This window comes from Nocardia acididurans (assembly GCF_016741815.1).
Lineage (GTDB): Bacteria > Actinomycetota > Actinomycetes > Mycobacteriales > Mycobacteriaceae > Nocardia > Nocardia acididurans.
On sequence record NZ_JAERRJ010000002.1, the window covers coordinates 460,634 to 473,586 of the forward strand.

Annotated in this window: 10 protein-coding genes; 5 read left to right on the plus strand and 5 right to left on the minus strand. The window is 67.0% G+C overall.

Annotated elements, in window-relative coordinates:
• The first annotated feature begins 34 nt into the window (after positions 1-34).
• Positions 35-1,426, plus strand: a complete 1,392-nt coding sequence (locus JK358_RS06505) for a DUF2252 domain-containing protein (RefSeq protein WP_201944810.1) — start codon at positions 35-37, stop codon at positions 1,424-1,426.
• A gap of 137 nt (positions 1,427-1,563) precedes the next feature.
• Positions 1,564-2,463, plus strand: a complete 900-nt coding sequence (locus JK358_RS06510; RefSeq protein WP_201944812.1) for a nuclease-related domain-containing protein — start codon at positions 1,564-1,566, stop codon at positions 2,461-2,463.
• Here the strand turns inward: JK358_RS06510 and JK358_RS06515 are convergent.
• A complete protein-coding gene (locus JK358_RS06515; protein WP_307817341.1) occupies positions 2,441-3,043 on the minus strand; it encodes a phosphatase PAP2 family protein in 603 nt (200 codons plus the stop codon). The genes JK358_RS06510 and JK358_RS06515 overlap by 23 nt on opposite strands.
• On the minus strand, positions 3,040-4,437 hold the full coding sequence (locus JK358_RS06520) for a threonine/serine exporter family protein (protein WP_201945216.1): 1,398 nt from the start codon (positions 4,435-4,437) through the stop codon (positions 3,040-3,042). The genes JK358_RS06515 and JK358_RS06520 overlap by 4 nt, the downstream gene beginning before the upstream one ends.
• A 137-nt stretch (positions 4,438-4,574) precedes the next feature.
• Between JK358_RS06520 and JK358_RS06525 the strand changes: the two genes are divergently transcribed.
• Positions 4,575-6,482 carry an acyl-CoA dehydrogenase family protein gene (locus tag JK358_RS06525; RefSeq protein ID WP_201944814.1) on the plus strand — a complete coding sequence of 636 codons (1,908 nt, stop codon included), beginning with the start codon at positions 4,575-4,577 and terminating at the stop codon, positions 6,480-6,482.
• 85 nt (positions 6,483-6,567) lie between these two features.
• Here the strand turns inward: JK358_RS06525 and JK358_RS06530 are convergent, their stop codons facing one another.
• Complete coding sequence (locus tag JK358_RS06530) at positions 6,568-7,482, minus strand: helix-turn-helix domain-containing protein (protein ID WP_201944821.1); 915 nt, start codon at positions 7,480-7,482, stop codon at positions 6,568-6,570.
• 211 nt (positions 7,483-7,693) lie between these two features.
• Here JK358_RS06530 and JK358_RS06535 point away from each other — a divergent pair, with 211 nt between their 5' ends.
• On the plus strand, positions 7,694-8,350 hold the full coding sequence (locus JK358_RS06535; protein ID WP_201944824.1) for a hypothetical protein: 657 nt from the start codon (positions 7,694-7,696) through the stop codon (positions 8,348-8,350).
• Between the two features lie 102 nt (positions 8,351-8,452).
• On the plus strand, positions 8,453-10,603 hold the full coding sequence (locus JK358_RS06540; RefSeq protein WP_201944825.1) for an MMPL family transporter: 2,151 nt from the start codon (positions 8,453-8,455) through the stop codon (positions 10,601-10,603).
• A 25-nt stretch (positions 10,604-10,628) separates the two neighbouring features.
• On the opposite strand, the gene JK358_RS06545 is transcribed toward JK358_RS06540, so the two are convergent.
• Together JK358_RS06545 and JK358_RS06550 are read right to left on the minus strand one after the other, a co-directional pair.
• The gene (locus JK358_RS06545; RefSeq protein WP_201944827.1) at positions 10,629-11,357 is read right to left on the minus strand and encodes a TetR/AcrR family transcriptional regulator; all 729 of its coding nucleotides are present in this window, start codon (positions 11,355-11,357) and stop codon (positions 10,629-10,631) included.
• Between the two features lie 31 nt (positions 11,358-11,388).
• The gene (locus JK358_RS06550) at positions 11,389-12,624 is read right to left on the minus strand and encodes a cytochrome P450 (protein WP_201944830.1); all 1,236 of its coding nucleotides are present in this window, start codon (positions 12,622-12,624) and stop codon (positions 11,389-11,391) included.
• Positions 12,625-12,953: the final 329 nt, after the last annotated feature.

A 12,953-nucleotide genomic window follows, 5' to 3' on the forward strand; every position in this document is an offset into this window, starting at 1 on the left:
CGAATCCGCCGGTGCGACGGTAGGTTCAGCTCTCGTGTCTGCAGGTGTGATCGATTTCCGCGCTCCCGTCTCGCCGGAGGAGGTGCGGGCGCGGGGTGCGGCGTTGCGTGATCGCACTCCGGTGCGGGCGCGGGACCGGGCAGCGGCCGGTACGTCACGGCCCGGGGTGCTGGAGTTCCTGGAGTCGAGCAACCGGGGACGGCTGCCGCATCTGGTGCCGTTGCGGTTCGGGCGGATGGCGGCCTCGCCGTTCACGTTCTTCCGGGGCGCGGCCGGGTTGATGGCGGCGGATCTGGCGGACAGTCCGGTGAGCGGGCCGCACGCACAGCTGTGCGGGGACGCGCATGCCGCCAACTTCGGGTTGTACGGCACGCCGCGCGGCGACATCGTCATGGACATCAACGATTTCGACGAGACCATCCCCGGACCATGGGAGTGGGATCTGGAGCGGCTGGCGGCCAGCCTGGTGCTGGCGGGCCGGGAGAGCGGTGCGTCCGAGGACGACTGCCGCGCCGCCGCGCGCGATGCCGCCCGCACCTACCGGCTGGCGGTGACAGCCATTGCGGGACAACCGTTCCTGCAGTCCTGGAATGCCGTGCCCGGGGAATCGGTGCTGGGCACGGTGAACGCCGACGGGCTGGCCGACGATTTCAAGAAGGCCGCCAGGAAGGCGCGCAAGAACACCAGCGCCAAGGTGGCGCGCAAGTGGACCGAACACCTCGAGGATCACGAAGCCGGTTACGGCAAGCACAGATTCGTGCCGGATCCGCCGATCCTGACCGGCGTCGAGGCGGGCGTCGCGGACGCGGTGATCGACGGTCTCACCGAGTACGTCGGCACGCTGCGGGAGTCGCGGCGCAATCTGATCACCCGATACCGGGTGTCCGACATCGCTTTTCGCATTGTCGGCACCGGAAGCGTGGGCCTGCACAGCTATCTGGCGCTGCTGCACGGCAACGGTGACGACGACGCGCTGGTGCTGCAGATCAAACAGGCGGTGCCGTCCTCGCTGACGCCGTACCTGCCGAAGCAGCAGCCGCGGCACGAGGGTGAGCGAATCGTGCAGGGCGCCAGGACCGTTCAGGCCGAGACCGACATCCTGCTGGGCTGGACGACACTGCGCCTGGACGGCCGGGAGCTGCCGTTCATCGTGCGCCAGTTCCGAAACCTCAAGGGCGGCATCGATCCCGCCGAACTGGAGCCGCATCAGCTCGACGACTACGGGCGGCTGGCGGGCGCGCTGCTGGCACGCGCGCACTCCCGATCGCTGGACGCGCGGCTGCTGGCCGGATACCTCGACGACGACGAGGCTTTCGAGGACGCGGTGGCCGCGTTCGCGGTGCGCTACGCCGACCGCACCGAGGCCGATCACGCCCAGCTGGTGGCCGCGGTGAAGGACGGCCGACTACCCGCCGAAACGGCCTGAGCGAGCCCGACACTCGGCCGGTCGGCAAATCTGTGCCGAGGGTGCGGTGGCTCCGTACCATTTCTGTGAGTGCTTCCGCTGTGCCCGCCACAGCACCGACAGCTTGAATACGATTCGACGAGGAAGGTGCGGAGCCGATGCTCGTCCGAGTGCAGAACACCGCCGGCACCCATGCCGAGAAGGTGCTCATCGATTGGCTGCGCACCTGGAAGGGCAGCGCCGATCCGCACGGGGTGGCCACCGTGAATTGCAGCGTCTTCCACGGGGATCGGCTGCATTCCTTCGACGCCGTGGTGTGGACGCCCAGCAGCTGCGTGGTGGTGGAGGCCGAGGCGATCGTCGAGCAGGCCGACGGTGAGCTCGAGGTGCCGCTCAACGGCCCGTGGCGGGTCGGCGACAAGCTGATCAACTTCGAGGGCGGTGACAAGCGCACGCCCCTCGACAAGTCCCGCGAGCACACCTACGCGCTGCAGGATTGGCTGGCCAACCGCGGTCTCGGCCAGCGGGTGGTGCACGGCGTGGTGCTGGTCATCCCGCCGCCCAATTCGAAGATCCAGGTCCGCCAGATGTGGAGCGACCCGAGCTTCGAGGTGTGCCTCGGCGACGATCCGCGCCGCCTGCGCGACTACTTCACCAATCTGTCCTCGCGGGGGCGGCCACAGTGGTCGGCCAATGATGTGGCCTTCGCGTTCCGCGGGATGAACCTGCTCCCCTACCTGCCCGCGCCCCAGGATCTGCTGAACGAGGGTTTCCTCGGTCCGGTGGACATCACGCTCTGGCACGGCGGCCCGCAGCAGGCGCAGGCCGAGGCCTGGGCCGAGGAGCAGGCCCGGCTCGAGCAGGAGGTGGCCGCCGATCGGCCGCTGCACGTCAACCTGCCCTGGTTCGCGCCCTCCAAGCTCTATCCCAGGGAGTCCGGCGATGTCAGTTTCGGTCGCGGCTTCATGCGGGTGATGCTGACCATCGGCATGATCGTCGTGGTGCTGTGGATCATCTGGTTCGTCTTCGCCGCGGCTATCCAGTACGGGCCACTGTGACCGCGTAGGACCGCACCGGCAGGTACATGGCCGTCACCAGCGCGACGGCCGCCGCCGTGCCGCCGATGACGTCGGTCGGATGGTGGTATCCCAGGCCCACCATCCCGATCGTGACGGCGGGCAGGACCACGGCCGCCACCGCCACCGCCGTCACCCGGACCCGCGTCGAACCACTCGCCAGGGCGACGGCGGTCACCACCGCGACCAGGTGCACGGTGTGCCCGCTCGGATACGCGAGATAGCTGTGCAGGGGCCGGTCCCACGCCGGTTTCAGCACCAGGCTGTTGATCAGCATCGCCACCTCGGGCGCGACGATCACGAACGCCGCCTGCCACCATTCCCGCCGAGACGCGAACCAGCCCGCTCCGGCGAGCAGCAGCGGCACCACCGCGTACGCGTTGCTGGGCGACACCAGTAGCCGGTAGGTCCACGGGTGCCCGTCCAGGGCGGCGTGAATGTGCTCGGCCACCGCGCGATCCAGTCCGGTGGCGCCGCCATCGGCCGGAAAGAACTGCGGCACAACGCACATCACCAGCACCGACACCGCGATCAGTACGGGGAGCGCCGCCCGGCGGGTCACTTCACCTTCACGGTGCGCAGACGTGGGCGGCGGATTGTGCCGAACCGCTGCAGGATTCGCGGGCGGCGCAGGTCGCGGGCGAACCATTCACCGAGGGTGACGCCGGCGGCCAGGGCGCAGCCGACGGCGAACGCGCTGAACATGTGGTTGAGGCCGAGCACGAGTTCATCGTTGAGCAGGGCGTAGAGGCCGCGGTAGACGCGCAGGCCGGGGAGCAGGGGCGTGATGCCCGCGACGGCCACGACCAGGGGCGGGGTGAGGGCGCGGCGGGCGAGCAGACCACCGGCGAGGCCCACGACGGTGGCGGCCACGCCCGAGGAGATGATCGGGCCGAAACCGGCGTTCTGGGCGAGCAGGAAGACGATGGTGGCGGCCGCGCCGGAGAAGGCGGCGGCGGCCAGCGCGCGGCGTTCGGCGTAGCAGGCCAGGGCGAAGGCCAGCGAGGTGATGGCGCCCGCGAGGAGTTTCAGCGGCAGGTTGGTGAGGTCGCGGGCGGAGGTCATATCGACCGAGGGGACGGTCAGGTCGAGCAGTTCGGCGCCGCGCAGCACGAGCACGATGCCCGCGATGATGCCGCCGGTCATGACGATCACCTCGAGCATACGGGCGGCGGCGGTGATGGGCGCGCCGGTGATGGCGTCCTCGATGCCGCCGACCAGTTGTAAACCGGCCAGCAGCGCGGTGATTCCGGCCGCGATGACCACGCCGGGGTGCAGGTGCAGTTCACCGGCGTAGGTGGAGACGAGCACCGCGGGCACGGTGGCGATCGCGCCGCCGGCCATGTGCTGGAAGAAGAACGGCAGTCCGCGCCGGTTCAGGATGCGGTTGGTGCGGTCGATGGCCATGGTGGTGACGAAGCTCAGTCCGGCGATGAGCCAGCCGCCGTTGAGCAGCAGTGCCACGCCCGCCGCCAGCAGCGCCCAGCCGAAGGTGGCGACCCAGCGGTTGTAGGGGTGCGGTGCGGTGGTGATCTCGTCGAGGGCCTCGAGGGCTTCCTCCGGCGGGACCAGTTCGCGGCGGATGCGGCGGGTCAGCCGGTCGACGGCGGCGAGGCGGGTGAAGTCTAGGGAGCGGTACTGCACCACCCGCAGCGTCGAGGCGGGCGGCAGGGTCGGCCCGCGGTCGGCGGAGATGCGGATCGAGTTGTAGGTGACGTCGATATCGCATTTGGTCAGCCCGTAGGTGGAGGCGATGAACTCGATCTGCTGCTGGGTGTCGGTGACGGCGGTGCCGGAGGCGAGGACGACCTCGCCCACGCGTTCGGCCAGATCGAGGACGCGGGTGACGGTGGCGTCATCGGTGAGGTCGATCGGCTGTACCGGCGCGGGCGCTTCCACCACCGCGTCCACGGTGGCGCTGCGGTCGGCGACGACGCGGTCCGTGGCGCGGGCCAGCAGGTGTCGCCAGCGGACCCGCGGCCCGGAAACCGCATTGTCAGCTTGGGTAACCAGGTCGTTGCTCACGGTGAGACCGTACACGGGTGCGGGAGATCACCCAGTCGAGCATATCTATGGCAGTAGTGTTTTGAAGTATGGAGACCGGCAGCGATCCGATAGCGGACCAACTACGCGCGGCCCTGGACGGCCCCTGGCGGGAAGTCCGAGAAAAGGCCCGTGAGCACCTCGATGACGAACGTCTCTACGGAGATCCCTACCTCGACTACCGGGCCGCCCGCGCCCGGGTACTGGAACAAATGCGACTGGTGTCGCAATTCGGCTGGGCCGAAAAAGGTTTCAAGCGGGAGAACGGCGGCGCGAGCGATCCGGGCGGTGCCGTCACCGCCCTGGAGATGCTCGCCTACACCGATCTGTCCCTGTGGGTGAAATGCGGTGTGCAGTGGGGACTTTTCGGCGGCGCCGTCGAAAACCTCGGCACCGCAAGGCATAAGGAGTACATCGAGAAGCTGATCACGCTCGATCTGCTCGGCTGTTTCGCCATGACCGAGACCGGGCACGGCTCCGATGTCGCGAATCTGGAGACCACCGCCACCTACGATCCGGGCACCCAGGAATTCGTGATCCACAGCCCGACCCCCTCCGCCCGCAAGGACTACATCGGCGGCGCGGCCGAACATGCCCGCGTAGCAGCGGTTTTCGCGCAGTTGATCACCGGCGGGGAATCGCAGGGCGTGCACTGCTTCGTGGTGCCCATCCGCGACGAGCAGGGTAACGACCTGCCCGGCGTCACCACGTCCGACGACGGCCTCAAGGGTGGCCTCCCGGGTGTGGACAATGGCCGAATCCTCTTCGACCAGGTCCGAATTCCCCGCGAGAACCTGCTCAACCGCTACGCCGACGTGGCCCCCGACGGCACCTACAGCTCGGAGATCGAGAACCCGAGCCGCCGCTTCTTCACCACCCTGGGCACGCTCGTCCGAGGCCGCGTCAGCGTCGGCGGCGCAGCCGCCGCGGGAGCCCGCGTCGCGCTGAGCATCGCCGTCCGCTACGCCGAAAAGCGCCGCCAATTCGCCGATCCCGACACCGGCGAGGAAACGGTGCTGCTCGACTACCGCTCCCACCAGCGCCGACTGCTCCCCCTCGTCGCGCGCGCCTACGCCCTCTCCTTCGCCCAGAACGACCTGGTGCGGCGCATGCACCTGGTGCAAACCGGCCAGGACCTGGACCCGAATGCGCAGCGCGCCTTGGAGAAGCGCGCCGCCGGCCTCAAGGTGGCCCAGACCCGCCATGCCACCCGCGCCATCCAGGAATGCCGCGAAGCCTGCGGCGGCGCAGGCTATCTCACCGAGAACCGCCTGGTAACCCTCAAGGCCGACACCGACGTCTTCACCACCTTCGAAGGCGACAACGTCGTCCTGACCCAGCTGGTGGCGAAAGAGCTCCTCACCTCCTACGCCGACGAGGTCCGCGACCTCGACGCGCTCGGCTGGGTCCGCTTCGCCGCCACCATGACTCGCGATGTGATCCGCGACGCCACCGGCGTCCGCCAGATGATCCAGCGCCTGCGCGACCGCTCCGACCAGACGGTCGACGAAGGCGACCTCTCCCGCCGCGAAGTCCAACTCCAACTCTTCGCCGACCGCGAGGACTACCTGGTCCGCACCGCCGCCCACCGACTCCGCGCCCGCGCCAAGGAAACCGGCCCCTTCGAAGCGTTCAACAACGCCCAGGACCACATCCTCGCCGCAGGCACGGCCCACATAGACCGCCTCGTCCTGGAAGCCTTCATCGACGGCATAGCCGACGTCGAAGACGACGAAGCCCGCAAACTAGCCGAAGACGTCTGCGACCTCTTCGTCTACACCACAATCGAAGAGAACCAAGCCTGGTTCATCATGCACCGCTTCATGTCGGTCGAACGCGCCAAAGCAGTCCGCCGCGGCGTCAACGAACTCGTAGACCGCCTCCGCCCCAACGCCCTGACCCTCATAGGAGGTCTCGGCGTACCGGAGAAGATGCTGCACGCTGCCATGATCGAGTGAATATCCCACCCTGAGAGACGGAAACAGCACGGCGACCTCGTCCGGACCATTGCGCGTCCAGCCGAGTTCGTCCGTGCTGGAACGGTCATGCGCGGTTACCTTTCGCTGGGCGGGTCAAACGTTCGACGGTGAGCTCGGCGAGCCGCCGGTGGTCCGCGTCCATCAGCGACGTCGTGAAGTGGCTGTTGGACGCCAGTTCCGTATAGCCGATCCAGCCTTCGTGACTGATATACGATTCAACGAAATTGAAAAGGACAGGACTGCTCCTGCGCATGGCATCGACATCCAGATGCAACAGCCCGAAGCCGACATAGAAAAGATCTGTGGCAACAGTGAACTTGCACTCGGATATCTGCGCTTCGGTCAGACGGCGTTTCCTAAGCAAATCCCGGAACTGTTGAATCCTGGATTCGCGCTCCGACATGTCTTGGGAAAGTACGAAGCTATAGCTGCGCCCCGCCCTGAGGTTGTCGGCCACGACAGCTAGGAAACCACCCGCCGTGACACCCCGCTCGAACTCGCTGTCGACATCACGCAGATTCTCATCCAGGTTCATCACCACCACAATGCTGTGCTTGCTGTATCGCTCGAGCTCGAGGGCCTGGATGTGATCCAACATTCCGTGAAAGGTCGGCGGCCGCTTGGCAACCGCCTGTGCCGCCGAGGCGATCTGCTCCGCGATGATGGTGCCGATCTTGGCGACTCGGGCGGCTTCGGCGGCCGCTTCGGCGCGTGACGCGGCGAAACCAGCTTCCATGTAGCGACCGACCAGCCTCGATTCAGCGCTGTCCTCACCGAACATCAGATAGTCCAGTGAGACGTCGAACAGATCCGCGATGGCGACGAGGTTCTCGAGAGATGGTCTGGTCTGCCCCTTCAGATACTGGGAAAGCGCCGCCGGGGTAATACCAAGATCATTAGCGACCCGCCGCCTATTACCGGCATACTTACCACTGTCGATGAGATGTTTAAGCGTCGCTGCCAGCTCAATCTCGCGCATGACCAAATATCTCCGAAAACAGGGCGAATCATCGGTCGAGTCAAGCAGATATTCGCCGCTCACACTCGATCATCAAGTACCACTTGACATTCTACCGACCATCCGCAGGTCAGCGTTGAAGCTGCACTTGACATTAATCTGAAATCGCCGCACTCTCGACCTCATCCGGGGGCGGCGTATCGCAGCCCCCCAGCGAGCAAAGAAGTACGTCGTGGCAAATGACACCGAGCGATGCCCGAATTGCGGCAATCCACTCGTCGCCGAACCACTGCAGACCCAACCCGTCCTACTACCCGCAGTGCCGATCGAGACCGTAGCGGCCAACGCTCGGCAAGAGAAGCCTCGACGTGCCACGCCCCGGCGGGGGTCGATCACCGGAACCATTGTCGGGACGCCCGAGAGCGTCATGATGACAGTCCCGCAACCACTGTGGTTCTTCGTGCCGATGCTCATCCTGATGGTCGAGCAACCACTGATGCCTCGAGCGGTACTGCCGACACTGGGCGCGGTCCTCGTCGCGGCCGGGGGACAGCATCGGCTGGCGCGTAGCCGGCGGCCGGCGGTTGCGCGATTCTTCCGGCGAATGTCGCCGGTCGATCGCCGGTGGGGGACGCTGGTCCGCCTCGTCGATGACGGGGGCCGCCGGTGGGAGTCCCGTTTTCTCCCGGTGCGGGCCATGGAGTTGGGCAATCGTGATCCGGTGTTCGTCAGCGGATGGACTACTCGGCGCGGGGATCTGACCATCTGGAAGCTGGCCAATATCAGGACCGGGTCCCATCGCATGAACCGGCGGCTGGCGGTGTGGCCGGTGGTTGCGGCCACCTCGGCTGTCGCGATGTTCGTAGTACTCGGCGCGCTGCCGCTGTGAGAGTTCGGACACAAAGTGTCCCTCGCATCGTGTGGTCGGCCAGGATTGGTCGCGGGTCACGCCGGGAGGGTGTGCGGTAGGTGATATGTGAAGGGGGCAACGATGATCGGGAGGCTGACGGCGTTCGCCGTGCGGGCGCCGAAGCTGGTGCTGGTGCTGGTGGGTGTGGCGTTTCTGCTGTGCGGGGCGCTGGGGTCACAGGTGGCGGGGAAGCTGTCCAATGGCGGGTTCGTGGGGACCGATTCCGAATCCGCCCGGGTCGCGGAGATTCTCGAGCGCGACTACGGCATGTCGGGGATGCAGTTGCTGTTGACCGTCGAGTCGAGCAGTAGCGCCAAGACCGCGGCCGCTGTCGCGGAGGGTGGTTCGATCGCGCAGCGGTTGAAGGCGGACGCCCGTGTGTCGCAGGCGGTTTCGCCGTGGACCGAGCCGGTGCTGAGTGGGTCGCTGGTCAGCCGGGACGGGAAGGTCGGGCTGATCGTCGCCACGGTGCGCGGTGACGAGAACACCGCACCGAAGGCGGCGCGGGAGCTGGCCGACGAGTTCACCGGGACGCGGGACGGTGTCACGGTGCGGGCCGGTGGTCAGGCGGCGGTGTGGACGGATACGGCGGCGCAGTCGCAGAAGGATCTGGGGATCGCGGAGGCGATCGCGCTGCCGATCACGTTCCTGCTGCTGGTGTGGTTCCTGAGAAGTCTTGTGGCGGCGTTGATTCCGGTGATCACCGGGGTCGCGGCGATCGTCGGCACCACCGCGGTGCTGTACCTGCTGACATTCGTGACCGAGCTGTCGATCTTCGCGCTGAATCTCACCACCGCGATCGGCTTGGCGCTGGCGATCGACTATTCGCTGCTCATCATCGGCCGCTATCGCGAGGAGATCGCGGCCGGGCAGGAGCGGGACGCCGCCCTGCGGGTGGCCATGCGCCGCGGTGGGCGTGCGGTGGCCTTCTCCGGTCTCACGGTCGGCATCGCGCTGATCGGTCTGACCTTCTTCCCGATGGCGTTCCTGCGGTCACTCGGTTTCGCGGGTCTGGCCGTGGTGGTGCTGTCGATCCTGTTGACGCTCACCCTGGTTCCGGCGCTGCTGATGCTGCTGGGTGAGCGTCTGACCCGCAAGCCGCTGCGGGAGGCGAAGCCGGTCCGCGACGGGATCCTCTACCGCACGACGCGTGCCGTGCAGCGGCGTCCCGCGCTGTGCGCGCTGCCGGTGGTCGCGCTGCTGCTGGCGCTCGGCGCACCCATCCTGGGCCTGAAGATGGGTCTGCCCGACGACCGCGTCCTGCCGACCAGCCTGGAGTCCCGTCAGGTGGGCGACCTGCTGCGCGATCGCTTCGACGACAATGCCAGTGGCACAGTGCATGTCATCGTCGAGGCCGAGGGCGCCGATGTCACCGCCTACGCGACCGCCCTGTCCCTGGTCCCCGACGTGCAGAGCGTGACCGGCCCCGCCGGCAGCTACGCGCAGGGCCACCCGGCCGGTCTCGCGGATCCGAAGGCCAACGGCCCCAGCACAGTCCACCTCACGATCGCGACCCGCCTGAACCCCTACTCGGACGCGGGCCGCACCCAACTCGAGGCCCTGCGCGCGGTGCACGCCCCGGCCCCCGTACTCTTCGGCGGCCAGGCCCAGCAGACCTCCGACGCGTCCTCCGGTATCGCCCAGGGCTTCCCGAAAGCCCTGGCCTGGATCGTGGTCACCACTTTCGTCCTGCTGCTCCTGCTGACCAGCAGCGTGATACTCCCCCTGAAAGCGATCCTGCTGAACGTCGTCTCCCTGTCGGCGACCTTCGGCGCCCTGGTCTGGATCTTCCAGGACGGCAACCTCTCCGGCCTCGGCACCACGGCCACCGGCTTCACCATCGCCACCATGCCGGTCCTGCTCTTCTGCGTATCCTTCGGCCTCTCCATGGATTACGAGGTCTTCCTCCTGTCCCGCTTCACCGAGGAATGGCAGCGCTCCGACAAGTCCCGCCGAGCCAACGACGACGCCGTAGCCCTCGGCATCGCCCGCTCCGGCCCGATAGTCACCGCCGCCGCAGTCCTCATGGCAGTAGTCTTCGCGGGCATCGCCGTCAGCGGCGTCACCATGAACCGCATGCTCGGCCTCGGCCTGGCCCTGGCCGTCCTGATAGACGCCACCCTCGTCCGCATGATCCTGGTCCCCGCCTTCATGCGCGCCCTCGGCACCGCCAACTGGTGGTCCCCCACCGCCTCACGCCGGATCCTGGAGAAGGCCGCGTTGCGCGAGTAGTCCCGCGCGCTGAGCCGGATCTCGTTCAGTTGCTGTGCAGTCCGATGCTGCGGCCGATGTCGGCGAGGGTGGCGTTGAAGAGGGCGTCGGGGTCGGAGATGTGGATGGGGTAGTTGCCGAAGGCTTCGAGGGTTACGTGGCCGTAGAGGCGGGCCCAGAATTGGATCATCACGTAGGAGACGCCGAGGTCGAGTTTTTCGGCGGGGAATTTCTGGCCGGATTCGGCGAGGACCGCGAGCAGGTCGGTTTGGAAGCGGATGAGGTCGTCGCGCAGGCTGGGCGGGATCGCCTCGAGCGGTGGGGTGACGACGGCGTAGTCGGTGAGGAGGCGGCCGGCGGCTTCGAGGAAGAGGCGGCCGACAGGTTCGCCGAATTGGCGCATGGCGCTGCCGGTTCCGCCGGCTTCGGGGGAGGCGAAGACGAGGGAGAATTCGCGGGAGTGGGTCAACGCCCAGGTGCGGAAGCCGCGGCAGACGGCGAAGAAGCGGAGCATGGCGTCGTCGGGCTGGCCTTCGAGGGCGGCTGCCATGTGGGCGGCGAGGTCGCAGCAGACGTCGGTGCGGACGGCGGAGACGAGGTCGTCGCGGGATTCGTAGTAGCGGTAGAGGGCGGGGGCGGTGACGCCGAGGTCGCGGGCGATGGCGCGCAGGGTGACCGCGTCGGGGCCGTGGGATACCAGCAAAGACCTTGCGACGCGGCGGATGTCGGTGTCGCTGACCGCGGGCATTCGGCCGCGTCGCTTGGTCTCTGTCATGGGTACCGCTCTTCTTGTTACCGCTGGGGTGTCACTCGTAGGCGACTTGCCAGCTCTTGATGCCGTTGAGCCAGCCCGAACGCAGGCGGACCGGCTCGGAGATCTGGCGCAGGTTCGGCATCACGTCGGCGATGGCGTTGAACATCAGGTCGATCTCGAGTCGCGCGAGGTTCGCACCCACACAGTAGTGGGTTCCGGTCCCGCCGAAGCCGACATGAGGATTCGGGTTGCGCAGAACGTTGAACTGGTACGGGTTTTCGAAGTGCTTCTCGTCGAAGTTGGCCGCACTGTAGAACATTCCGACGCGCTGGCCGACCTTCAGCTCCTGTCCGCCCAGGACGGTGTCCTGCATGACGGTGCGCTGGAAGGAGATGACGGGGGTGGCCCAGCGGACGATCTCGTCGGGCGCGGTGCGCGGACGCTGCTCCCGGTAGAGCTCCCACTGGTCCGGGTGGTCGACGAACGCCTTCATGCCGTGGGTGATGGCATTACGGGTGGTCTCGTTGCCGGCGACCGCCAAAAGGATGACGAACCAGGCGAATTCGTCGGAGGCGAGGGCTTCGCCGTCGACGTCGGCATTGAGCAGGGTGGACATGATGTCCTCCGCGCCGCCGAGGTCGACAGGGCAGCCCTTCTTGCCTTCGGCGAGGTTCCACGAGTAGCCCATGACCTCGGCGGTGGCGACCTTGTGGTCACCCTCGAAGTCGGGGTCGTCGTAGGAGATCATCTGGTTGGTCCAGTCGAAGATCTTGCGGCGATCTTCCTGCGGGATGCCGATGAGCTCGGCGATGGCCTGCAGCGGCAGCTCGCACGCGACCTGTTCGACGAAGTCGCCGGAGCCGGTCTTCTTGGCCTCGTGCACGATTCGCTCCGCACGATCGCGCAGCGCGTTGCGCAGCGATTCGACGGCGCGCGGGGTGAAGCCCTTGGAGATGATGCGGCGCAGCTTGGTGTGGCGCGGCGGGTCCTGGTTCAGCAGCAGGAAGCGCTGGACCTCGATCTCCTCGCGCAGGATGTCGCCGTAGAAGCGGATGACCGCGGTGTTCTCTTCCGAGGAGTACACATCGGGAGTCTTGGAGATCTCCTTGATGTCCTCGAGCTGGGTGACGGCCCAGTAGCCGTCGTCCTTGAATCCGCTGTCCTTCTGCGGCACCCACGTGACGGGCGCGGTGCGGCGCAGTTCGGCGAATTCCTCGACAGGAAGTCGGTTGGCGAGCAGGTCGGGATCGGTGAAGTCGAACCCGGTGGGGATGGACGGGGCTGACACGGGTACCTCCTTTGGAACACGTCGCGACGAGTGAACCACACCACACCCCCATTTGTGAACAGGTTTTAGTAAATCCTGTTCACTTGATGTGTCAGCGAGGTTCGCGCAGCGCGGCAAGCGGCCTTGCCGATCGGCGTAACGGCGACCTTCGCATACACGACATGCGGGGTACCGGCCCGTCGGGCGCGGGACGCCGAATGGCCGAAACCCGTTGCGTTTCATACCTTTAGGTTTCCCACCATTGCTTTCCCGCCCGCCGCCGGAACCAGTAATATTTCTCCTTGGCATCCAATGGGGGGATAGCCATGAGGCTCAGCGCGCGGGGATGG

Coding starts and splice junctions, on each gene's coding strand:
- JK358_RS06510 (WP_201944812.1), top strand. CDS start 1,564: ATGCTCGTCCGAGTGCAGAACACCGCCGGCACCCATGCCGAGAAGGTG.
- JK358_RS06525 (WP_201944814.1), top strand. CDS start 4,575: ATGGAGACCGGCAGCGATCCGATAGCGGACCAACTACGCGCGGCCCTG.
- JK358_RS06530 (WP_201944821.1), bottom strand. CDS start 7,482: ATGCGCGAGATTGAGCTGGCAGCGACGCTTAAACATCTCATCGACAGT.
- JK358_RS06540 (WP_201944825.1), top strand. CDS start 8,453: ATGATCGGGAGGCTGACGGCGTTCGCCGTGCGGGCGCCGAAGCTGGTG.
- JK358_RS06545 (WP_201944827.1), bottom strand. CDS start 11,357: ATGACAGAGACCAAGCGACGCGGCCGAATGCCCGCGGTCAGCGACACC.